The sequence below is a fragment of the Streptomyces sp. NPDC015171 genome, from assembly GCF_043079545.1.
GTDB lineage: Bacteria > Actinomycetota > Actinomycetes > Streptomycetales > Streptomycetaceae > Streptomyces.
The window spans coordinates 398,962-421,393 of sequence record NZ_JBIBUO010000006.1; the positions used below are offsets into that span (position 1 = coordinate 398,962).

Below are 22,432 nucleotides of genomic sequence, written 5' to 3' on the forward strand. Positions count from 1 at the left end.
GCCCGGCCCACCGCCCGACCCCCTGCCAGTGGCCCAGACCAATATTCCTGGCGCGGCATGCGCCGAAGTGCTGGCAGGGGGGTGCGGCCTGCTCCATAGTTGGCGCACACCCTGCACCAGATCAGCCCCGACTCGGACACCTGGGGGTCGTCGCGCCCATGAGCAGAGCCCAACAGCCGTCCCGCAGAACCGTTCTCGCCGCGGCCGTCGCCGCCGCGGTGACCGCTACGGCGGCCCCCGCCGCCGCGGCGCCGCCGGCCGCCGACGCCGACGGCCCCGGCACGGCGCCGGCCCGCGCCATCGACTACCACGCGTGGACCACGTACCGGGACTGGCGCTCCGGCGCCGCCCAGGGCACCCGGCCCGTCCCCGGGCGGCGCCCCGGGATCCTGATCGGCGCCCCCGCCGGCCGCACCGACTACACCGACCCGCACACCGGTACCACCGCCACCTGGGAGTACGCCACCTGGACCGGCCCGGTGCACCGGCTCACCACGCCCGCGACCGAGGTCGTCGCCTCGTGGAGCGCGCACACCCCGGCCGGCACCTGGCTCCAGGTCGAGCTGCGCGGCACGTACGCGGACGGCACCGACACGCCCTGGTACGTGATGGGCCGCTGGGCCTCGGGCGACCAGGACATCAAGCGGACCTCGGTGGACGGCCAGACCGACGGCAGGAGCACGGTCTGGACCGACACCTTCGCCATCGACGACGCGAGCACCGGCCTGCGCCTGACCGCGTACCGGCTGCGCCTCACCCTCTACCGCAGGCCCGGCACCCGCCGCACCCCGACCGTCTGGCGGCTCGGCGCGATGGGCTCCGACGTCCCCGACCGCTTCACCGTCCCGGCCTCCACCCCGGGCCTCGCCCAGGAACTGGCCGTCCCGCGCTACTCGCAGGAGATCCACAAGGGCCAGTACCCCGAGTACGACAACGGCGGCGAGGCCTGGTGCAGCCCCACCTCCTCGCAGATGATCATCGAGTACTGGGGCGGCCGGCTCACCCGCGAGCAGCTGTCCTGGGTCGACCCGGCCTACGCCGACCCGCAGGTCGACCACGCGGCCCGGTTCACCTACGACCACCAGTACGAGGGCTGCGGCAACTGGCCCTTCAACGCCGCCTACGCGGCCACCTTCGAAGGCTTGCAGGGAGTCGTCACCCGGCTCGCCTCCCTCACCGACCTGGAGACGCTGATCGCGGCCGGCATCCCGGCCATAACGTCCCAGTCCTTCCTGAAGGAGGAGCTGACCGGCGCCGGCTACGGCACCTCCGGCCATCTGATGACCGTGATCGGCTTCACGGCCGACGGAGACGTGATCGCCAACGACCCCGCCTCGGCGGACGACGCGGCGGTGCGGCGGGTCTACGCGCGCCGGGAGTTCGAGAACATCTGGCTCAGGACCAAGCGGTACAACGCCTCCGGCAAGGTCGTCTCCGGCACCGGAGGGGTCTGCTACCTCTACTTCCCGGCCCATCCGACCCCGCACCAGCGCAGGGCGCTCGCCGCGGTGGGCGTGCGCTGAGGCGTGTGACCGAGTTCATCGCCGCAAAAGCCGTCGCGGGTGGCAAGGTGGACACATGGGCGGGGGGATCCGACCGTGTACGTCCGACCTCTGCGAGTATCACCATGAGCGCACACCAGGCCACCGCCACCCGCGTCCGCACCGGCGGCCCCGGGGAAGACGGCCCGAAGATCGTCGAGCACGTCATGGGCTGGGTCCTCGTCGTGGTGTTCGCGATGCTCGTGACCCAGCTCGGCCTGCTCTGAACCGACCGCTTCCGCCTGTGGCATGTTCTGACATACTGCGGATGTCCCGTCGCGCCTAGACCAGGGTCGATCTTGAACATGCCGCACCAGCGTGCCGCCGCCCAGGTGCGCGGCACCGAGCGCTCGACGGCGCGTCGCGCCGAACTCATCGCCATCGGGCGGAAGTTGTTCGCGGACACGTCCTACGACGCCCTGTCCATGGACGACATCGCCCGCCAGGCGCAGGTCGCCAAGGGCTTGATCTACTACTACTTCCGGTCCAAGCGCGGCTACTACCTGGCCATCGTCGAGGACTCCGTCGCCCACCTGGTGACCTCCGCCGCCGGCGGCCTCCAACTGCCCGCCGTGGACCGGGTGCACCGCACGATCGACGGCTATCTGCGCTACGCCGAGCACCACCAGGCCGCCTACCGCACCATCGTCAGCGGCGGCGTGGGATTCGACGCCGAGGTGCACGCGATACGGGACGGCGTGCGCGAGGCGATCATCGCCACGATCGCCGAAGGAGCCTACGGCCGCGCCGACATCTCCCCGCTGGCCCGGATGGGCCTGCTCTCCTGGGTGTGCAGCGTCGAGGGTGCCACCCTGGACTGGATCGACCGCCCCGGGCTGCCCCGCGACACCATGCGCGAGCTGCTGGTCAAGACGCTGGGCGGCGCCCTGCGCGCCGTCGAGGAGCTGGACCCCGCCCACCCGGCACCGCCGGCCGCCCGCCGGGACGGCTGAAAGCGAGGGAGCGGAGGCTCGTGGTCCCCCGCTCCCTCCTTCCCCCCGCTCGGGGCTAGTTGATCGCCTTGATCAGCTCGCCGTTCGCGGTGTCGCCGCTCAGCTCCCAGAAGAAGGTGCCGCCGAGGCCCTGCTGGTTCTTGTACGTCATCTTCGTGCCGATGGTCGCCGGGGTGTCGTAACTCCACCAGTTGTTACCGCACTTGGCGTAGGCGGTGCCGCCCACCGTGCCGGTCGCCGGGCACTTCGTCTTGAGCACCTTGTAGTCGTCGATGCCCTGCTCGTAGGTGCCGGCCGCCGGACCGGTCGCCGTGCCGCCCGGTGCCGCCTGCGTGACGCCGGTCCAGCCGCGCCCGTAGAAGCCGATGCCGAGCAGCAGCTTCGAGGCCGGGACGCCGAGGCCCTTGAGCTTGGCGATGGTCGCCGAGGTGTGGAAGTCCGCCTTCGGGATGCCCGAGTAGGAGTTCAGCGGGGAGTGCGGTGCGGTCGGCCCCGCCGCGTCCCAGGCGCCGAAGTAGTCGTACGTCATCGGGTTGTACCAGTCGACGTACTGGGCCGCTCCCGCGTAGTTCGCCGCGTCGATCTTGCCGCCGCTGGTGGCGTCCGCGGTGATCGCGGCGGTGACCAGGCTGCCGGAGCCGAACTTGGACCGCAGGGCGGCCATGACGTTCTTGAAGGCCTCCCGGCCGCTGGTGTCACAGGTGTTGCCGCAGGCGTTCGGGTACTCCCAGTCGATGTCGATGCCGTCGAAGACCCCCGCCCACTTGGAGTTCTTCACCAGGTCGTAGCAGGACTGGGCGAAGGCGGCCGGGTTCTTCGCGGCCTCGCCGAAGCCGCCGGACCAGGTCCAGCCGCCGAAGGACCACAGGATCTTCAGACCCGGGTGCTTCTTCTTCAGCTTCAGCAGCTGGTTGAAGTTGCCGCGCAGCGGCTGGTCCCAGGTGTCGGCGGCGCCGTCGACGGACTCGGCGGCGGTGTAGGCCCGGTCGGTGGCCGCGTAGGCGTCGCCCATCGCGCACTTGCCGCCGGTGACATTGCCGAAGGCGTAGTTGATATGGGTCAGCTTGGCCGCGGAGCCCGAGGTCTCGATGTTCTTGACGTAGTACTTGCGGTCGTAGGTGCCCCATTCGGTGAAGTAGCCGACGACCTTGGAGCCGGCCGCGAGCTTCGGGGTGCTCGGTGCCGCGGCGGTCGCCGTGCCGGTGCCGGCCAGCAGGCCGGCGCCGAGTGCGGCGGTACAGGCGGCCGAGACGAGCGCTCGGACGAGGGTGCGGGGAGTGTGCATCGGGTGTCTCTCCTCGTGGGGGTGAGGGGAACGCGAGCCGATTGGCATGAACGCGGTAAAGCGTTGGTCATGCACAGTAGGAGGACTAGACCACTAGGTCAATGGTTCGGACCAATTTCGGCCGGGCCTGCCGTGCCGACTGGAATCCTGAAGTAAGCGGTCGTTAACTGGTGACTGGAGGTCGCCGATCGGGCATACTCACAGCGCATGCCGCTGGTCAGCAGCTTCCGAGACCCGGGAGCGGTGCCTGTGGCACGGCGGAACGATCAGGCGGAACCGCCCCATCCACGGGCCGTACCGCCGGTCCGAACAGGGAGGAGCCGACGCCATGCCCGACCGCGACCCGCAGCCGGTGGAGCGTCAACTGCCCACGGAAGAGGCGAGAGATCTGCTCGCCCTCGTCCGGGAGATCGCCCAGCGCGAGATCGCGCCGAAGGCGGCGGAGGAGGAGGACGCGGGACGCTTCCCGCGCGAGGTCTTCACGCTGCTCTCCTCGTCCGGCCTGCTGGGCCTGCCGTACTCCGGCGAGCACGGCGGCGGCGACCAGCCCTACGAGGTCTACCTCCAGGTGCTGGAGGAGCTGGCCGCGGCCCGGCTCACGGTCGGCCTGGGCGTCAGCGTCCACACGCTCGCCTCCTACGCGCTCGCCGCCTACGGCACCAAGCAGCAGCAGGTCGAGCATCTGCCCGCGATGCTGGGCGGCGGTCTGCTCGGGGCGTACTGCCTGTCCGAGCCGTCCTCCGGCTCCGACGCGGCCTCCCTGCGCACCAAGGCGGTCCGGGAGGGCGACGAGTGGGTGATCACCGGCACCAAGGCCTGGATCACGCACGGCGGCATCGCCGACTTCTACACCGTGCTGGCCCGTACCGGCGAGGACGGCCCGCGCGGGATCACCGCCTTCCTCGTGCCCGGCGACGCGCCGGGGCTGAGCGGCGCGGTCCCCGAGAAGAAGATGGGCATGAAGGGCTCGCCCACCGCGCAGGTGCATCTCGACGGCGTCCGGGTCCCCGACGCCCGGCGCATCGGCGAGGAGGGCCAGGGCTTCTCCATCGCCCTGTCCGCGCTCGACTCCGGCCGGCTCGGCATCGCCGCCTGCGCCATCGGCCTCGCGCAGGCCGCGCTGGACGAGGCGGTCCGCTATGCCACCGAGCGCCGCCAGTTCGGCCACCCCATCGCCGACTTCCAGGGCCTGCGCTTCATGATCGCCGACATGGCCACCCAGATCGAGGCGGGCCGCGCGCTGTACCTCGCCGCCGCCAGGCTGCGGGACGCCGGCAGGCCGTTCGCCAAGCAGGCCGCCATGGCCAAGCTGCACTGCACCGACACGGCCATGAAGGTCACCACGGACGCCGTGCAGATACTGGGCGGGTACGGGTACACGGCCGACTTCCCGGCCGAGCGCTATATGCGCGAGGCCAAGGTGCTGCAGATCGTCGAGGGCACCAACCAGATCCAGCGGATGGTCATCGCCCGTCACGTGGCGGGGCCAGAAGGCCGCTGAACTGGCCCGTGCGGACCGTCGGGGCCGCCAGCCTGATCCACTCCGGGTCATGGCGGCCCGGCAGGGTGCGGCCCCGCTCGGCCCAGGTCCGCATGAGCTCGCGGTAGATCGGCGGATCCTGCGGCGCGAACGGCGGAACCGATTCTGCCGGACGGGGCACGAAGATACGGCGCTGACGCCCGATCGCCGCGTACGTGGGGGTCATACCCGGGCAACGCGGCAGAGGCCGGACTGGTCACCGCCCGGCGGAATCGAGCGTCTGTCCATACGCGTCCGGTTCACCCCCTGGCCTCCTCCCGTCACCTGACGTACCGTCAGCTGACCATCGTCCAGGGGGTGTCCGTGGCCGACGACCGACCCGTACCGCTCGACGAGTTCCCCGTGCACCAAGTGCCGCTCTCCATGAAGCACGTGGCGACCGGCGACCGGAACGCCTACGACCGCTGCATCTTCCACGTCTTCGACCACGCGGGCCGCGCCCTGCTCATCCTCGGCCTCGGCGTCTACCCCAACCTGGGCGTGATCGACGCCTACGCCACCCTCCGCACCGGGGACACCCTGCGCGCCGTACGCGCCTCCGACGCCCTCGGCGAGGACCGGACACGGCTCGTCGTGGGCCCGCTGCGCATCGAGGTGGTCCGGCCGCTCCAGCAGCTGCGCCTGGTGTGCACCGACGAACAGCTCTCGTACGACCTGACCTGGACGGCCGCCTTCCCGGCCCTATGGGAGCCGCACCACCTCCAGCGCCGGGGGGACCGGCTCACCCTGGAGGGGCGGCGGTTCGTCCAGGCGGGGCGGGTCGCGGGCGTGATCCGGGCCGACGGCACCGAGTCCGAGGTCTCGGCACAGGGCTGGACCGGGACCCGGGACCGCAGCTGGGGCGTGCGCCCGATGCCCGGCGAGGACGGCGGCCGGCTCGCCGCCGACCATCCCGCCGAGGGCTTCCACTGGATCTGGTGCCCGGTCCGCTTCGAGGACCGCTTCCTGATGGTCATCGCCCAGGAGGACGCCGACGGCTACCGCTCCCTGAACGACGCCACCCTGGTCCGCCCCGGCCACCGCGACCGCCAACTCGGCTGGCCCCGGACCGAGATCGGCTACCGGTCCGGCACCCGGCACCCGGAGCGCGCCGTCGTCCACCTCGGGGATCCGCGCAAGCCGCAGGAACTGGAGGTGGAGATCCTCGCCTCCTCGCCGCTCGCCCTCGGCGCGGGCTATCCGCCGGCCGACGACTGGCAGCACGGCAGCTGGCAGGGGAGGGGCTGGGTGGACCGCCGCACCTACGACCTGTCCTCGCCGCACCCCCTCGCCGCCTACGGCGTCACCGACCACTCCGCCCGCTTCCGGATGGACGGGCGGACCGGGTACGGCATCTTCGAGCACGGCTCGTTCGGCCGGCACGACCCGAGCGGCTTCACCGGGTTCGACTCCGTCGCGCCCTGAGGGGAGACGAGATGACCACCGCACCGCGCCCCCGCACCAGCACCCGCGACCCCGAGGAGCTGACCCGGCGGCTCTCCGCCTGGCTCGGCACCCGGCTGCCCGGCGCCGAGGCGGCCCGCGTCACCGTCCCGGCCTCCAACGGCATGTCGAGCGAGACCCTGCTGTTCGACATAGACCACCCCCGGCCGCCGGTCGCCTCCTGCGCGCTGCGGCTGGCCGCCGACCCGGCGGCGTACACGGTCTTCCCCGAGTACGACATGGCACGCCAGTACCGCACCCTGCGGCTCGTGGCCGAGCACACCGACGTCCCCGTGCCCCGGGTGCTGTGGCTGGAGGAGGACCCGGGCCCGCTCGGGGCGCCGTTCTTCGTCATGGAACGGGTCGCCGGACGGGTGCCGCCGGACGTCATGCCGTACACCTACCAGGGCAGTTGGCTGCACGCGGCGAGCGACGACGAGCGGGAGCGCCTGGAAGCGGCCACGGTCGGGCTGCTGGCCCGGCTGCACGGCCAAGTACCGCCCGCCGAAGCCGAGTTCCTCGCCCTGCCGGGCCCGGGCGACGCGCTGAGCCGGCATGTGACGGCCCAACGCGCCTACTACTCCTGGGTGATCGACGGCCTCGCCCGCTCACCCCTCATCGAGGCCGCGTTCGACCGGCTGGCCCGGCTGTGGCCGAGCGATCCCGGCGAACCCGTGCTCAGCTGGGGGGACGCGCGCATCGGGAACATCGTCTACGACGGCTTCGACCCCGTCGCCGTGCTGGACTGGGAGATGGCGGCCCTCGCCCCGCGCGAGGTGGACCTCGGCTGGACGATCTATCTGCACCGCTTCTTCCAGGACCTCACGACCGGCTCCGGACAGCCGGGACTGCCCGGCTTCCTCAGCCGCGACCGCGTCGAGGCCCGCTATGCGCGGCTGACCGGCCACACCCCGCGGGACATGGAGTTCTACACCCTCTACGCCGCCCTGCGGCACGCGATCGTCATGCTGCGCATCGCCTACCGCCAGGCGTACTTCGGGGAGGTCGCCGTACCGGCGGACCCGGACACGCTGATCCTGCACCACGACAGCCTGCGCGCCATGGTGCAGGGCACCTACTGGGAGCGGTGAGCCGGATCAGGCGGCCTGGCGGCGCATCTCCGGCCCGCGCATCGGGCGCGAACCGGGGCCGCCGACGTGCGAGAAGGGCTGCGTGCGCCAGTCCAGTCCCTGGGGGAGCGTCAGCAGCAGCGCGGTGTCCTGCTCCTGCGGCTCGACGGACTCGTCGGCGGGGCGGGCGTCGGCCGCCGAACGCCCCGTGCCCGCGCAGACCGTGAGACCGAACGGGTTCCACGGCGAGGCGCACAGCGCGTGCTCCGGCAGGTAGTCCTCGTCCGCCAGCAGCGCGATCGGCTGCGCGCAGTCCGGGCAGATCACCCGGTACATCTCGAAGGTGTCGTAGGCGTCCGGCTCCTCGTCGAAGAGGTCGGCTTCGACGCCCTCCGGCTCGGGCTCGGCGACGGGCTGCCGGCCGATGGACGCGGATCGACCAGGGCGATGGGCACTCTGCATGGGATTCTCCCCCTAAGGCTGGGCCGTGAAGGCGCTGCGGCCTCGACCACAGCAAGCACTTCCCGTCCGCTCTCGGCGGTAATCACGAGAACATCACGGAGCCGGTTCCAGGTGTGTGGCGTTCGTCACATGCCGCCCGCAGATGCCCGTCCCGGTGCTTTTTCTCCCGAACGGGGAATGACCTGCGCCTCTCAGGTATCCGAGGAGATCAACCGCACTGTAGGTTTTGGCGGCATGGAGGAGCTGGACCGTCAGATCGTGCAGCTGCTCGTCAAGGACGGGCGGATGAGCTACACAGACTTGGGCAAGGCCACGGGCCTGTCCACGTCGGCCGTGCACCAGCGGGTGCGCCGGCTGGAACAGCGTGGTGTCATCCGCGGCTACGCCGCGGTGGTCGACCCCGAGGCGATCGGGCTGCCGATGACCGCGTTCATCTCGGTGAAACCGTTCGATCCCAGCGCCCCCGACGACATCGCGGACCGCCTCGCCGACGTCCCCGAGATCGAGGCATGCCACAGCGTGGCCGGCGACGAGAACTACATCCTCAAGGTGCGCGTTTCCACCCCGCACGAACTGGAGGAACTGCTGGCCCGGGTGCGTTCGCTGGCCGGCGTCTCCACCCGCACCACGGTGGTGCTGTCCACACCGTACGAGGCGCGTCCCCCGAAGATCTGAACCGCGCGCCCCGGTGCCCGGCGGGCCCCGCGCACGCGAGAGACTGTGCCCCATGAGTGAGCAGTCCGCCGAGCCCCAGACCGTCCTGCTGCGCCGCGGGGAGGTGCACAGTCCCGCCGACCCCTTCGCCACCGCGATGGTGGTCGAACGCGGCCAGGTCGCCTGGGTCGGCTCCGAGGGCGCCGCCGACGCCTTCGCCGAGGGCGTGGACGAGGTGGTCGACCTCGACGGCGCCCTGGTCACCCCGGCCTTCACCGACGCCCATGTGCACACCACCGCCACGGGCCTCGCCCTCACCGGCCTCGACCTGTCCGACGCGCCCTCCCTGGAGGCGGCCCTCGCGCGGATCCGCGAGTTCGCCGCCGCCCGCCCCGGCGACCGGGTCCTGCTGGGCCACGGCTGGGACGCCGCCCGCTGGCCCGGCGGCCGGCCGCCGACCCGCGCGGAGCTGGACGAGGCCGCGGGCGGGCGCCCGCTCTACCTGTCCCGGATCGACGTGCACTCGGCCGTCGTCACCACCGCCCTGCTCGACATGGTCCCCGGCGGCGTCCCCCGCGAGGACGCCCCGCTCACCCGCGACGCCCACCACGTCGTCCGCGAGGCCGCCCTCGCCGCCATCACCCCCGCCCAGCGGGCCGAGGCGCAGCGCACCGCCCTGGCGCACGCCGCCTCCCTCGGTATCGGCACCCTGCACGAGTGCGGCGGCCCGCAGATCTCCTCCGAGGACGACTTCACCGGCCTGCTGCGGCTCGCCGCCGAGGGGCCGGGCCCGCGCGTGGTCGGCTACTGGGCCGAACAGGACGTCGACAAGGCGCGCGAGCTGGGCGCGGCCGGCGCCGCAGGCGACCTCTTCGCCGACGGCGCCCTCGGCTCGCACACCGCCTGCCTGCACGAGCCGTACGCCGACGCCGCCCACACCGGCACCGCCTACATGGACGCCGACGCCGTCGCCGCCCATGTGGTGGCCTGCACCGAGGCGGGCCTGCAGGCCGGCTTCCACGCCATCGGCGACGCCGCCGTCGCCGCCGTGGTCGAGGGGGTGCGCACCGCCGCCGCGAAGGTGGGCCTCGCCCGGATCCGCGCCGCACGCCACCGCGTCGAGCACGCCGAGATGCTCACCCCCGAGACCGTCGCGGGCTTCGCCGAGCTGGGCCTTTTCGCCTCGGTCCAGCCCGCCTTCGACGCGCTGTGGGGCGGGGAGGAGGGCATGTACGCCCAGCGGCTGGGCGCCGAGCGGGCCCGCACCCTCAACCCGCTGGCCGCGCTGCTCCGCTCCGGCGTACCGCTCGCGTTCGGCTCCGACAGCCCGGTCACCCCGCTCGACCCGTGGGGCACGGTCCGAGCCGCCGCCTTCCACCACACGCCCGAGCACCGGATCTCGGTCCGCGCCGCGTTCACCGCGCACACCCGCGGCGGCTGGCGGGCCGTCGGCCGCGACGACGCGGGCGTGCTGGTCCCGGGAGCGCCCGCGGACTACGCCGTGTGGCGCACCGACGAGCTGATCGTGCAGGCCCCCGACGACCGGGTGGCCCGCTGGTCCACCGACCCGCGCTCCGGCACCCCCGGCCTGCCCGACCTCAGCCCGGGCCGCGACCTGCCGGTCTGCCTGCGCACCGTGGTGGGCGGACGGACGGTTTTCGTACGGCCGGGCGAGTGATCTCCGGGGGTGGCGCGGTGCCCGCCGGCCGCCGCCGCCCCGCCGCCCGACCTGCGCATCCTCTCCACCGCCCCCTACTCCCAGGCCGTCTTACCAGGTCAGGTGGTTGTTGACAGTCGGAGGCCGGGGGCCGGTAGGTTCGTCCGAGTCCACCACCGGACGCCCGACCGGAGCACGTTCAGGCGACTTGTCGCGGCGCCGCTGGGTCAGGGACGGTGTGCCGCACCGAGGCACCGTCGCTGGCAGCCAGGCTCAGCGCCCGCGCCGACGAGGGAACGTTCCAGCTGGTCGGCCAGGTGTGACCCGGGTGGGGCCCGGGCGCTCAGTAGACAACGGCTCTCGGTCGACCCGCAGCCAGCGGGCCCCAGGTCGGCCCGAAGGGCGCCGGGCCCCCATCCGCCGTGGTACGCGAGTGCCACCCGGACGTGGTACGAAGGTGCCGAGCGGCGGGAAGGCGGGGAAAGACGTTTGAACCGTTCGTCTTACCCCGTTCTTGAGGAATCGACACCACCGTACGCACGCGCTGTCACGTCCTACCAGGCCGCGGCCACTATGGTGGACCCCTGCGTACGACATTGAAGGGGCAGCAGTGAACGACGGCGACGGGACCCTCGCGGCCAAGGCCCAGGGGAGGCAGTTCGGTCCGCTCGGCACGGCCTTGGTGATCATCCCGACCTACAACGAGGCGGAGAACATCAAGTCCATCGTCGGCCGGGTGCGCAAGGCCGTCCCCGAGGCGCACGTGCTGATCGCGGACGACAACAGCCCCGACGGCACCGGCAAGCTCGCCGACGAGCTGGCCGCCGAGGACGACCATGTCCAGGTACTGCACCGCAAGGGCAAGGAGGGCCTCGGCGCCGCCTACCTCGCGGGCTTCCGCTGGGGCATGGAGCACGGCTACGGCGTGCTGGTCGAGATGGACGCCGACGGCTCCCACCAGCCCGAGGAACTGCCCCGGCTGCTCACCGCCCTCAAGGGCGCCGACCTGGTCCTCGGCTCCCGCTGGGTGCCCGGCGGCCGGGTGGTGAACTGGCCCAAGTCGCGGGAGTTCCTCTCGCGGGGCGGCTCCACCTACTCGCGGCTCATGCTCGACGTACCGATCCGGGACGTCACCGGCGGCTTCCGGGCCTTCCGCCGCGAGACCCTGGAAGGGCTCGGCCTCGGCGAGGTCGCCTCGCAGGGCTACTGCTTCCAGGTCGACCTGGCCCGCCGCGCCGTGAAGGCGGGCTACCACGTGGTCGAGGTCCCCATCACCTTCGTCGAGCGTGCGCTGGGCGACTCCAAGATGAGCCGGGACATCGTCGTCGAGGCGCTGTGGCGGGTCACCGCCTGGGGCGTCGGGGACCGCTTCGGCAAGCTCACCGGCAAGGACAGGCCCGCCTAGGACGGTTGCCGCGGCGCCGGCTGGTCACTCCCCCCTTATCCCGCGCTGAGCCGTGGCCAGGCACACTGGGAGCATGACGACAGGCGCTCCGACCTCCCCGTACACCGCTCGCCGCCGCTCCCCGCTGCGCAGGTATCTGCCCCTGGGCATCGCCGCGTGGCTGGTGCTGGAGATCTGGCTGCTCACCCTGGTCGCGGGCGCCGCGGGCGGTCTCACCGTGTTCCTGCTGCTCCTCGCGGGCTTCGTGGCCGGTGCCGTGGTCATCAAGCGGGCGGGCCGCCGCGCCTTCCAGAGCCTGAACGAGGCGCTTCAGCAGGGCGGCTCGCCGGCCCGCGGCGGCGGCAACGGCCTGATGATGCTCGGCGGCCTGCTGCTGATGATCCCCGGCCTGGTCTCGGACGTGGCCGGACTGCTCCTGCTGCTCCCGCCGGTCCAGAAGGCGGTGAGCCGGTTCACGGAGAACGCCCTGGAGAAGCGCCTGCGCAAGGCCGCGCCGGGCAGCCTGGGCGACGCCATCCAGCAGGCCCGGATGCACCGGCCCGACGGCAGGGTGGTGCAGGGCGAGGTCATCCGGGAGGACCGCCCGGAGCCGGGCCGGCAGCGGCCTCCGCTCATGGGCTGAGCACGTCCCGCCCCGGCGCGCGGGCTGAGCGCGCCGCGCCTCGCGCGCGCCGGACCCGGCGCGGACGAACGGGCAGTGCGAGCGGGCAGCACGAAACCGCGGGCGCCGTACGCGATCAGGTACGGCGCCCGCGGTTACTTGTGCAGGGTGTGCGCGTTACGCGCTCTTGCGGCTGTCCCTGGGGTGGATGGCGATGTTCATCGCCCCCGAGCGCAGTACCGCCAGACGCTCCTCGAGGACCTCTTCGAGCTCCTCACGGGTGCGTCGTTCCATCAGCATGTCCCAATGGGTACGCGCGGGCTTGGCCTTCTTCTCTTCCGGGCCGTCGCCGTCCACCAGGAGTGCTGGGGCCCCGCAGACCTTGCACTCCCACTCCGGCGGGATCTCCGCCTCGACCGAGAAGGGCATCTCGAAGCGATGCCCCTTCTCACATGCGTACTCCACGGCCTGGCGCGGGGCCAGGTCGATGCCGCGGTCCGTCTCGTAGCTGGTCACTACGAGGCGCGTACCGCGAAGAGCTCGCTCACTCATGAATCGTGCCTCCCGGGCTTGTCGCCCACAGGACAGGTGTCGCTGTCGTCGTCATCCGGTCAACGTCCGGTCGGCGGTAAAGATTCCCGTTCCGAGTCCCGACCCGGGTCATGCGTCGCCGTCGTAGCCGCCCCTTGTTCTACCCACAGGCGCCCGGTTTGTCACATCTGCTAGCAGATGTCACCCAGCGTTTCGGCATCTTTGACGCGCAGTAACGGTACGCCTGGCAGGCCAAACGCGTACACTACCGCCCTTTGGTGCTCAGTGCTAAATCGGCGCTAGATCTTTTCTGGGACGGGGTTGCCCGCCTCGGCGATCGCCCGGCGGACCGGAACCCGTGCGAGCAGGGCGAATCCGAGCACGAAGAAGGCCACCAGCGAGATGATCGCGGACCGATAGCTTCCGGTCAGCTGGTAGGTCACGCCGAACAGCAGCGGGCCCAGCCAGCTCATCCCGCGGTCGCTCACCTCGTACGCCGAGAAGTACTCGGCCTCCTTGCCCGGCGGCACCAGATGGGAGAACAGCGAGCGGGACAGCGCCTGGCTGCCGCCGAGGACCAGGCCGATCCCGGCGGCCAGCACGAAGAAGAACACCGGCGCCCGCGCGGGCAGGAAGTAGCCCGCCGCCAGCGTGACCGTCCACGCCACCAGGGAGCCGAGGATCGTCCGCTGCGCGCCGTAGAGGCGGGCCAGCCGCCCCATCGCCAGCGCGCCCGCCACGGCCAGCACCTGCACCAGCAGGACGGCCACGATGAGCGTCGACTGCCCGAGCCCCAGCTCCTCGGAGCCGTAGACGGACGCCTGGGAGATCACCGTCTGGATGCCGTCGTTGTAGACGAGGTACGCCAGCAGGAACGCCAGGGTCAGCGGATGCCGGCGCATGTCCCGGACCGTCGCCGCCAACTGGCGCAGTCCCGGTGCCGTCGCCCGCTCCGCGCGCGCGTGGCGGTCGCGCAGCCGGCGCAGCGGTACGAGCGTGAAGGCGCCCCACCACAGGCCCGCCGAGGCCAGGCAGACACGGACGGCCGCGGTCTCGGAGAGGCCGAAGGAGTCGTGCCCCGAGTAGAGGATCAGATCGGCGACGAGGACCAGGGCGCCCGCCGCGTAGCCGAAGGCCCAGCCGCGGGAGGAGACCGCGTCGCGCTGCTCGGGCGGGGCGATCTGCGGCAGGTAGGAGTTGTAGAGCATCATCCCGACGGACTGCGCCGCGTTGGCCACGATCAGCAGGGCGCCGCCGAGCAGATACCGGTCGCCGTCCAGGAAGAACATGCCCGCTGTCGCCGCGGCGCCGGTGTACGCCGCCGCGGCCAGCAGCGGCTTCTTGCGGCCCGTGCGGTCGGCCGCGCTGCCCACCAGCGGCATCAGGACGACCGCGACGATCACCGAGAGGGAGACCGAGTAGGCGAAGAAGGAGCCCGCGCGGACCGGTATGCCGAGGGGGTGCACATAGCCGTCGCCGTCCGCCGCCCGCTCGGCGACCGCGGTGAGGTACGGGCCGAGGAAGACCGTGACGACGGTCGTCGAATAGACCGAGCAGGCCCAGTCGTAGACGTACCAGCCGCGCTGTTCGCGTCTGAGTCCCGCGGCCTCGTCCGCCGCCTCCGTGCGCACGGTGTCGGTGCTCACCCGTGCCCTCGCTTCCCCGTGCTCCTGCGAAGGCTCGGGCCGGGCGGCCGGGCGGTCAGACCCAGACGCCGCGTTCCTCCATGACCTTGCGCAACGTGTCGATGTGATCGGTCATGATGCCATCAACCCCCAGGTCCAGGAGCCGGTGCATCCGATCGGGTTCGTTGACCGTCCACACGTGGACCTGGAGCCCGCGCGCGTGGGCGGCGCGGACGAAGCGGTGGTCGACCACGGGCACGCCCGACTGGGCCTCGGGCACCTGTGCGGCCACGGCCGATCTGCGCACCGCGGCCGGCAGCCCCCACGAGCGCAGCCGCAGGTTCAGCACCCCGCGGGTGCCGAACGAGGTGGCGAGCCGCGGCCCCGCCAGCCGCTGGGCGCGCAGCACCCGCGCCTCGGAGAAGGAGCCCACGCAGACCCGGTCCCAGGCGTCCGTGCGCTCGATCAGCTCCAGCAGGGGCCGCAGCGCCGGCTCCGCCTTGATGTCGACGTTCCAGCGCACCTCGGGGAGGGCCGCCAGCAGGTCCTCGAAGAGCGGCACCGGTTCCCGGCCGCCCACGCGCGCGCGGGCGACCTCCGCCCAGGGCAGGTCGGCGATCCGGCCCGCCCCGTCGGTGACCCGGTCCAGGGTCGGGTCGTGGAAGGCGACCAGCCGGCCGTCCGCCGTGGCGTGCACGTCCGTCTCGATGTACCGGTAGCCCAGCTCCACCGCGCGCCGGAACTGCGCCTCGGTGTTCTCCAGGCCGTCGGCCGCCCCGCCGCGGTGGGCGAAGGCGATCGGCCCGGGGTGGTCGAGGTACGGGTGGCGCAGGGGCGGTGTCGTGAGGGTCACGGACGCAGTATGGCCCGTCCGGGTGTCGCGCCGGCAACGACCGTGCTGCCCGCCGATGCCGGCGCGACGGCGAACATCCGCAGGAACAGCTGGGCCAGCGGGCCGATGGACACCGCGTACAGCACGGTGCCCACCCCGATGGTGCCGCCCAGCAGGAATCCGGTGACCACCACCGCCACCTCGACCGCCGTCCGCATCAGCCGGATCGAGCGGCCGGTGCGCCGGTGCAGCCCCGTCATCAGCCCGTCGCGCGGGCCGGGACCGAAGCGCGCCGCGATGTAGAGGCCGGTCGCCGCGCCGTTCAGCACGATCCCCGAGAGCAGCAGCGCGACGCGGACGGCCAGCGAGCGCACGTCCGGGAGGAGGGCGAGCGTGCCGTCCATGGCGAGGCCGACCACGAAGACGTTGGAGACCGTGCCGAGGCCGGGCCGCTGGCGCAGCGGGATCCACAGCAGCAGCACCGCCGCGCCCACGATGATCGACACGACCCCGATGCTCAGCCCGGTCAGCTCCGCGAGCCCCTGGTGCAGCACGTTCCACGGCTCCAGGCCGAGCCCCGCCGCCACGAGCAGTGCCGAACTCGCGCCGTAGAGCGCGAGTCCGCTGTACAGCTGGAACAACCGACGTCCGAGATGGCGGCCGGGAGTGGACAAGGGATTCCCCCCTGGGTGGTGGCAGTGGCCTGACACATGACACTCTGTGGCTTGAGAAGATTCCTCATCCATGGCCAATCCGGGGAAGGTGGACTGATCTCATGGCGCAGTGGACCTCGGCCGTGGGGGCCGCGCAGCTCGCTCGGCTCCTCAACTCCCAGCAGGACCGCCCGGCCGGCCCCGGCACCCGCCGGCCCCCCGCCTACCGCGCCCTCGCCGACGGCATCAGGCTGCTCGTGCTGGAGGGCCGCGTCCCGGTGGCCGCGCGCCTGCCCGCGGAACGCGAGCTGGCCCTGTCCCTCTCCGTCAGCCGCACCACCGTCGCGGCGGCCTACGAGGCGCTGCGCGGCGAGGGCTTCCTGGAGTCACGGCGCGGTGCGGGCAGCTGGACCGCCGTACCGGCCGGCAACCCGATCCCGGCCCGCGGCCTGGAACCGCTGCCCCCGGAGTCCCTCGGCTCGGTGATCGACCTGGGCTGCGCCTCGCTCCCGGCGCCCGAACCCTGGCTCACCCGGGCCGTGCAGGGCGCGCTGGAGGAACTGCCGCCGTACGCCCACACGCACGGCGACTACCCGGCCGGGCTGCCCGCGCTGCGCTCGATGATCGCCGAGCGCTACACCGCGCGCGGTATCCCCACGATGCCGGAGCAGATCATGGTGACGACCGGCGCGATGGGCGCCATCGACGCGATCTGCCATCTCTTCGCGGGCCGCGGCGAGCGCATCGCCGTGGAGTCGCCGTCCTACGCCAACATCCTCCAGCTGATGCGCGAGGCGGGCGCCCGGCTGGTGCCTGTCGCCATGGCCGAGGGCCTGACCGGCTGGGACGTGGACCGCTGGCGCCAGGTCCTGCGCGAGGCCGCGCCGCGGATCGCCTATGTGGTCGCCGACTTCCACAACCCCACCGGGGCGCTCGCCGACGAGGACCAGCGGCGCCGGCTCGTGGACGCGGCGCGTTCGGCCGGCACGGTGCTCGTCGCCGACGAGACGATGAGCGAGCTGTGGCTCGACGACGGGTACCAGGACGGCGGGATGCCCCGCCCGGTGTGCAGCTTCGACCCGGCGGGCGCCACGGTGATCACGGTCGGCTCGGCCAGCAAGGCGTTCTGGGCGGGGATGCGGATCGGCTGGGTGCGCGCGGCGCCGGACGTCATCCGCAGCCTGGTCGCGGCGCGCGCGTACGCGGATCTGGGCACGCCGGTGCTGGAGCAGCTGGCCGTGAACTGGCTCTTCAGCACCGGTGGCTGGGAGCAGGCGGTCGAGCTGCGCCGCGCGCAGGCGCGCGAGAACCGGGACGCGCTGGTCTCGGCGGTCCGCCGGGAGCTGCCCGACTGGGAGTTCGAGGTTCCGGGGGGCGGTCTGACCCTCTGGGTCCGGGCCGGCGGCCTGTCCGGGTCCCGGCTCGCGGAGGCGGGCGAGCGGACCGGCGTCCGCGTCCCGTCCGGCCCCCGCTTCGGCGTCGACGGCGCGTTCGAGGGCTATGTACGGCTTCCCTTCACCGTCGGGGGAGCGGTGGCGGACGAGGCGGCGTCCCGGCTCGCCATGGCGGCCCGGCTGGTGGAGTCGGGGGCGACGGGGGGCGCGGAGGCGCCGCGTACGTTCGTGGCGTAGGCGTAGGCGTAGGCGTAGGCGTAGGCAGGCGGGGACGAGGGGGCGCGAGCGGGGTGCGCCCGGGGCTCGCCGCGGGTGCGCCGTGGCCGGTCGCGCGGTTGCCCGTGCCTCCCAGGAGCTGACGCGGGGGCCGACGCGCCGGCGGCCGGTTCGCGGCCTCGGGCGTCCGGCCGCCCCCGGGCCGCCTACGCGGTCGTCTCGGCCGCCACGACCTCCGCGGGTACCGGTGTCTTCTCGATCGCCGGCCGCGTCGGTTCCGCCGGCTCCGCCGGTTCCGTCGGCTCCGCCTCCACGGCGGTGGCCCGCGGCGGCAGCAGTTCCAGCACGGCCTGCCGGTCGGCGTCGCTCGTGGCGTCGTCGTACGGGTCGGGCGTGCGCGGCACCTGGAGCCGGTGCACCGGACCGGTGCCCAGCCGCGCGTACCCCCGGCCGGGCGGCATGTGTGTGAGCGACGTGGTGTGCGGCGGCATCCCGAGCACCGCCTCCACCAGCTGCGGCGCGGCGGCCCCGAGCACCACCCGCGCGCGCGTGTGCTGCCGTACCGCCTCGCTCAGCACGTCCGCGCTGTCGAACTGCTCGGCCACGACCACCGTCACGTTCGCCGCGCGGCCGTGCCGCAGCGAGACCTGGAGCAGCGTCTGCGGGTCCTTGAGGTCGTCGGTGGCGGCCAGGTGGGTGAAGACGCTCGGCCGGTCCAGCAGGATCCACAGCGGGCGCCGGGTGTCCTGGGGCGGCGGATCGCCCGCCTGCCGGGCCAGGTTGATCGCGATGAGCCGCCGCTCCGTCTCCTGCGCGGCCCACTCCAGGCTGGTCAGTGCCCCGGCGAGCGCGCACTCCACCGCGAGGACGCCGTCCCGGCCGGTCATGCAGGCGTACTCGCCCGTACCGCCGCCGTCGACGATCAGCACGTCGCCGTACTGCAGGGCCTGCAGGGCGATGGAGCGCAGCAGGGTCGAGGTGCCGGCGCCGGGGTGGCCCATGGCCAGCAGGTGCGGCTCGGTGGAGCGGATGCCCGTGCGCCACACGACCGGCGGGACGTCGATCTGCTCCTCCCCGTAGGAGAGGGGGAGCGTGCGCTGGACCTCGCTCGGGTCGGTGAAGCCGAGGACGGTCTCGCCCGGCGCGGTGACGAAGCGCTGGGCGGGGATGTCGGCGGGCAGCGGGGCGAGGACGGTGACGGTGAGCCGGTTGCCCTCCTCGTCCCATGTGAAGTGGTACTCGCGGCCCCGCCCGGCCTTCGCGGTGAGCAGCTGCTCGATCCGCGCGCGGGCCTCGGGCTCGCCGTCCGGGAAGTACGCCGGGTAGCGGATCACGAGATGGGCGACGCGCCCGGAGTCGTCGAACTCGTGGTCGGAGAAGGGCTTCTCCCACTCCCCGCCGTGCGTGTACAGCGGCGCCGGGTCCTCGGCGCCGGAGAAGTACGGCACCAGCGCCTCGTACAGCGCCTGGAGCCGTTCGGTCTGGGACTCGTCGGGCCCGTCGGGCTCCGGCGGGGTGCGGTCGCGGCCCTGCCAGGCCGCCGCCGCCATCACGGTCATGACGGCGAGCAGCGGCCCGTACGGCACCAGGGCCACGACCAGGATCACGGAGGCCGCCAGGAACAGCAGCGGCCCGCGTCGGTCCTTGGGTGTGTCCGCCCACTTGCGCCGGCCGGCCGAGGCCAGCAGGCGCAGCCCGCGCGCCACGGTGATCAGCGGCTGGAGGACATCGGTGGCGCTGTCGGCCGCCGTCCGGGCCAGCTCCCTGCTCCGGGCGAGCTGCGTCCTGGCGATCTGGGCGCTGTCCTTGCTCAGAATGCGGGGGAGAGGGCGCCGGGCCACTGCTGTCTCCTGATGGTGCGTACGGGCGGGGCTGTCGGGGTCAGAACTTGATGCCGCCGAGGAGGCTGGCCAGACTCTCGCCGCCTGCCTTGATGCTGGGGGCGATGCCCGTGCTGGCGAGGTAGAAGCCGAACAGCGCCGAGGTGCATGCGTGCGAGCCCTTGAGTCCGTCCTTCCGGAAGAAGAGGAAGACGATGACGCCGAGCAGCAGGACGCCTGACAGGGAGAGGATCATTTCGGGTCTCCTGGTGTCGATAGGGGACAGTCACCATGAGTTCTTCCAGGATCACAGGATGTATCTATACGATTAAAGGTGCAACTGGGTGAAAAGCGGTAGATTTCCCCCGCTTGGCGGAGTCGCTCGGTGCCCGGTTGACCAGGTATTTTCCGCCGAGGAAGCCTGCTGCTGATCTTTACCTCGGGCACATCGGGTCATGTGCCGCGAGAGCCAGTACGCTGGCGATTCACTCGTACGGCTGCGTTCCGCTCGCCGCCGTACGCGCGCTCAGTTCCCGAAGCAGTCACCGAACACGCAAGGAGAGGCGGTCCGGCCGATGAGTGAAGCCCCCGACCCCGAGGTCGTGGAGCTGGCGACCAAGATCTTCGATCTGGCCCGGCAGGGGCAGACCGAGGCGCTCGTGGCCTATGTCGACGCGGGCGTTCCGGCCAACCTCACCAACGACCGCGGCGACTCCCTCGTGATGCTCGCCGCCTATCACGGTCACGCCGACGCGGTGCGTGCGCTGCTCGCCCGCGGCGCCACGGTGGACCAGATCAACGACCGGGGCCAGACCCCGCTCGCGGGTGCCGTCTTCAAGGGCGAGACGGACGTGATCCAGGCCCTCCTGGACGGCGGAGCCGACCCTTCCGCGGGTACTCCGTCGGCCATCGACACCGCCCGGATGTTCGGTAAGACGGAACTCGTCGAACGGTTCGGCGCACACTGAGTCAAGTGTCCTGACCAGGTACGACACGGAAAACGGGGGAGGCGGTACAGGGCCGCCGGAAATACGGTCGCGGCAGCACACACCGCGGGTCATCATGACGTCGTGATTCACGGACGCGATGGCTGGGCAGGTGTTGCCGCACCGCGCGGGCCGTGATGCGGTCCGCATGGGCCAACGACGAGAGGCAGAGAGAAATGGTCTACAGCAAGCAAGAGACGGCGGGCGCTCCGACGTTGTGTCACGCGGCCAGGTAGTGCGTGTTCTCCGGTTGCGTCGACGCTTGATGTGAGGCTGTTTCCCATGTTCGATCCGGTCATAGCGCCCAGCGGTACGCTGCTCGGGCTGCTCCAGCGCGGCCGTGGCGACGGCACGCTGCACGCGCTCACGGCCCCGCGCGCCGAGGCGCTCGCGGCGCTGAACCACTGTGTGCTGCGCGACCCCCGCCACGACTGGCAGGTGGAGAACCGCTCCCTGTACTACGCCCGGCTCTACCTCGACCTGGGCGGCGATCTGGACGCCGTGCAGGCGCACCTCTTCGACCCCGAGGACGTCGTCGACACCGACGAGTCCCGCACCGGCCTGGCCCTCGCGGTCCTCGGCCACCTCGCCTCCTACGGCAGGCGGGACGCCCTCGAACTGCTGCGCCGGTACGCCGCGCAGGGCTCCAACTGGGCCTGGGCGCTGGACGAGCTGGCCCTGCGGGACGACGACGCGGGCCTGCGTGCCCTCGCCGCCCCCGTCCTGGCACGCTTCGGCACCGATCCCGAGGGCGAGGCCGAACTGGCCGCCGCCGTGCGCGACGCCTTCGAGCCGCGGCCCTGGCGGCTGTGGGCGGAGGATCCGCGCGAATCGATCGCCACGCGCGTGCGTGCCGCCCAGGAGACCGGCTGTTTCGACCGCTGGCAGCGGCAGATGAGTCCCACCGGCCCACGCCCCGGCTGGAGCGTGCGCGCCGTCTTCGAATGGGCCCAGCAGGGCATGGAGCGCGGCGCCGCCCTCCACGTGCCCGCCGCCCGCTGCCTGGTCGCCGTGGCCGGACCCGAGGACCGCCCCGAGATCCTCCAGGCCGCCAGGTCGGGCATCGACGGAGCCCGCTGCACCGCCCTGCGCTATCTCGCCGACGGCAACGACCCCGAGGCGCTCGGCCTGATCGAGGCCGCTGCCGTCGACGGCACGGCACCCGTAGTGGAGGCCGCCGTGGACGCCTTCGAACGGATGCGCAGCGTCGCCGCCGTCGACCGTGCCCGCCGCTGGGCCCAGCGCCCGGACGTGCTCGGCGCCGCCGCCGGCCGCATGCTCGCCTGCCGCGGCGGTGCCCAGGACCGTGACCTGGTCCTCGGTGCCCTCCGCGAGGCCGTACGCGGCGAGGGGCCGGACGCGCCCACGCTGTGGACCCTCGTCGACGGCGCCGGACGCCTCGGCATCGCCTGTGCGGCCCCCGTACTGCGCCACGTCTACCGCGAGACGGCCTCCTCCCATCTGCGCGGCCGTGCCGCCCGCGCGCTGGCCGCCACCGATCCCTCCTTCGCCACCGGCTTCGCCGTCGAATGCCTGTGGGACTGCGAGGAGACCACCCGCGAGATCGCCGCCCGGCACGCCGAGACCGGTGACGCCCGAGTCGTGGAGCGCCTGCGCCGCCTGGCCGCCGATCCGGCCGAGGAGGACGAGGTGCAGACCGCGGTGCGCAGCCGCTTCGGGCCGGACGCGGCGATCGGCTGATCTGCTGATCTGCCGATCGACAGCTGGGCTGACCAGCGGACACTCGGATCGACGGATCGACGGGCGGTCTGATCGGCTGACGGG

At 72.6% G+C, this 22,432-nt stretch carries 21 protein-coding genes; 13 read left to right on the forward strand and 8 right to left on the reverse strand.

From position 1 onward, the window contains the following. The first annotated feature begins 158 nt into the window (after nt 1-158). The 3 genes from ACF073_RS19785 (at nt 159) to ACF073_RS19795 (ending at nt 2,494) form a co-directional block, all read left to right on the forward strand. Nucleotides 159-1,523, forward strand: a complete 1,365-nt coding sequence (locus ACF073_RS19785; protein ID WP_392071623.1) for a peptidase C39 family protein — start codon at nt 159-161, stop codon at nt 1,521-1,523. Between the two features lie 104 nt (nt 1,524-1,627). Beyond that, a complete protein-coding gene (locus ACF073_RS19790) occupies nt 1,628-1,768 on the forward strand; it encodes an SCO1431 family membrane protein (RefSeq protein WP_392071625.1) in 141 nt (46 codons plus the stop codon). A 78-nt stretch (nt 1,769-1,846) separates the two neighbouring features. Further along, nucleotides 1,847-2,494, forward strand: a complete 648-nt coding sequence (locus ACF073_RS19795; RefSeq protein ID WP_392071627.1) for a TetR/AcrR family transcriptional regulator — start codon at nt 1,847-1,849, stop codon at nt 2,492-2,494. A gap of 55 nt (nt 2,495-2,549) precedes the next feature. On the opposite strand, the gene ACF073_RS19800 is transcribed toward ACF073_RS19795, so the two are convergent. Continuing rightward, entirely contained in the window at nt 2,550-3,779 is a 1,230-nt protein-coding gene (locus ACF073_RS19800) for a glycoside hydrolase family 18 protein (RefSeq protein WP_392071628.1), read from the reverse strand. 328 nt (nt 3,780-4,107) lie between these two features. Between ACF073_RS19800 and ACF073_RS19805 the strand changes: the two genes are divergently transcribed. The 3 genes from ACF073_RS19805 (at nt 4,108) to ACF073_RS19815 (ending at nt 7,832) form a co-directional block, all read left to right on the forward strand. Beyond that, the gene (locus ACF073_RS19805; protein ID WP_392071630.1) at nt 4,108-5,280 is read left to right on the forward strand and encodes an acyl-CoA dehydrogenase family protein; all 1,173 of its coding nucleotides are present in this window, start codon (nt 4,108-4,110) and stop codon (nt 5,278-5,280) included. A 342-nt stretch (nt 5,281-5,622) separates the two neighbouring features. Then, nucleotides 5,623-6,723 carry a hypothetical protein gene (locus tag ACF073_RS19810; protein WP_392071632.1) on the forward strand — a complete coding sequence of 367 codons (1,101 nt, stop codon included), beginning with the start codon at nt 5,623-5,625 and terminating at the stop codon, nt 6,721-6,723. 11 nt (nt 6,724-6,734) lie between these two features. Beyond that, a complete protein-coding gene (locus ACF073_RS19815; protein ID WP_392071634.1) occupies nt 6,735-7,832 on the forward strand; it encodes a phosphotransferase family protein in 1,098 nt (365 codons plus the stop codon). 6 nt (nt 7,833-7,838) lie between these two features. Here ACF073_RS19815 and ACF073_RS19820 read toward each other — a convergent pair whose 3' ends face one another. Next, a complete protein-coding gene (locus ACF073_RS19820) occupies nt 7,839-8,273 on the reverse strand; it encodes a hypothetical protein (RefSeq protein ID WP_392071636.1) in 435 nt (144 codons plus the stop codon). Nucleotides 8,274-8,507: 234 nt separating this feature from the next. On the opposite strand from ACF073_RS19820, the gene ACF073_RS19825 reads away from it, so the two are divergent. The 4 genes from ACF073_RS19825 to fxsA all read left to right on the forward strand — a co-directional run bounded on the left by ACF073_RS19825 (nt 8,508) and on the right by fxsA (nt 12,611). Then, nucleotides 8,508-8,948 (forward strand): Lrp/AsnC family transcriptional regulator, encoded by a 441-nt coding sequence (locus ACF073_RS19825; RefSeq protein WP_392071638.1) that lies wholly within the window; start codon nt 8,508-8,510, stop codon nt 8,946-8,948. A 52-nt stretch (nt 8,949-9,000) separates the two neighbouring features. Beyond that, on the forward strand, nt 9,001-10,605 hold the full coding sequence (locus ACF073_RS19830) for an amidohydrolase (protein WP_392071640.1): 1,605 nt from the start codon (nt 9,001-9,003) through the stop codon (nt 10,603-10,605). Nucleotides 10,606-11,194: 589 nt separating this feature from the next. Further along, nucleotides 11,195-11,989 carry a polyprenol monophosphomannose synthase gene (locus tag ACF073_RS19835; protein ID WP_392071641.1) on the forward strand — a complete coding sequence of 265 codons (795 nt, stop codon included), beginning with the start codon at nt 11,195-11,197 and terminating at the stop codon, nt 11,987-11,989. 73 nt (nt 11,990-12,062) lie between these two features. After that, nucleotides 12,063-12,611, forward strand: coding sequence for an FxsA family membrane protein (gene fxsA, locus ACF073_RS19840; protein WP_392071642.1), 549 nt, complete (start codon nt 12,063-12,065; stop codon nt 12,609-12,611). Between the two features lie 156 nt (nt 12,612-12,767). On the opposite strand, the gene ACF073_RS19845 is transcribed toward fxsA, so the two are convergent. The 4 genes from ACF073_RS19845 to ACF073_RS19860 all read right to left on the reverse strand — a co-directional run bounded on the left by ACF073_RS19845 (nt 12,768) and on the right by ACF073_RS19860 (nt 16,252). Next, on the reverse strand, nt 12,768-13,142 hold the full coding sequence (locus ACF073_RS19845) for an RNA polymerase-binding protein RbpA (RefSeq protein ID WP_351492306.1): 375 nt from the start codon (nt 13,140-13,142) through the stop codon (nt 12,768-12,770). A 278-nt stretch (nt 13,143-13,420) separates the two neighbouring features. Beyond that, entirely contained in the window at nt 13,421-14,767 is a 1,347-nt protein-coding gene (locus tag ACF073_RS19850) for an MFS transporter (RefSeq protein ID WP_392071644.1), read from the reverse strand. Nucleotides 14,768-14,822: 55 nt separating this feature from the next. Next, on the reverse strand, nt 14,823-15,599 hold the full coding sequence (locus tag ACF073_RS19855) for a glycerophosphodiester phosphodiesterase (protein WP_392071646.1): 777 nt from the start codon (nt 15,597-15,599) through the stop codon (nt 14,823-14,825). After that, on the reverse strand, nt 15,596-16,252 hold the full coding sequence (locus ACF073_RS19860) for a YitT family protein (RefSeq protein WP_392071648.1): 657 nt from the start codon (nt 16,250-16,252) through the stop codon (nt 15,596-15,598). The genes ACF073_RS19855 and ACF073_RS19860 overlap by 4 nt, the downstream gene beginning before the upstream one ends. A 101-nt stretch (nt 16,253-16,353) precedes the next feature. Between ACF073_RS19860 and ACF073_RS19865 the strand changes: the two genes are divergently transcribed. Then, on the forward strand, nt 16,354-17,862 hold the full coding sequence (locus tag ACF073_RS19865) for a PLP-dependent aminotransferase family protein (protein WP_392071650.1): 1,509 nt from the start codon (nt 16,354-16,356) through the stop codon (nt 17,860-17,862). 185 nt (nt 17,863-18,047) lie between these two features. Here the strand turns inward: ACF073_RS19865 and ACF073_RS19870 are convergent, their stop codons facing one another. Both ACF073_RS19870 and ACF073_RS19875 read right to left on the reverse strand, forming a co-directional pair. Then, nucleotides 18,048-19,682 carry a hypothetical protein gene (locus ACF073_RS19870; protein ID WP_392071652.1) on the reverse strand — a complete coding sequence of 545 codons (1,635 nt, stop codon included), beginning with the start codon at nt 19,680-19,682 and terminating at the stop codon, nt 18,048-18,050. Nucleotides 19,683-19,722: 40 nt separating this feature from the next. Beyond that, the gene (locus ACF073_RS19875) at nt 19,723-19,917 is read right to left on the reverse strand and encodes a hypothetical protein (RefSeq protein WP_161287045.1); all 195 of its coding nucleotides are present in this window, start codon (nt 19,915-19,917) and stop codon (nt 19,723-19,725) included. 319 nt (nt 19,918-20,236) lie between these two features. Here ACF073_RS19875 and ACF073_RS19880 point away from each other — a divergent pair, with 319 nt between their 5' ends. Next, nucleotides 20,237-20,629 carry an ankyrin repeat domain-containing protein gene (locus tag ACF073_RS19880; RefSeq protein WP_392071654.1) on the forward strand — a complete coding sequence of 131 codons (393 nt, stop codon included), beginning with the start codon at nt 20,237-20,239 and terminating at the stop codon, nt 20,627-20,629. A 300-nt stretch (nt 20,630-20,929) separates the two neighbouring features. Beyond that, on the forward strand, nt 20,930-22,348 hold the full coding sequence (locus ACF073_RS19885) for a HEAT repeat domain-containing protein (RefSeq protein WP_392071656.1): 1,419 nt from the start codon (nt 20,930-20,932) through the stop codon (nt 22,346-22,348). The last annotated feature ends 84 nt before the right edge of the window (nt 22,349-22,432 follow it).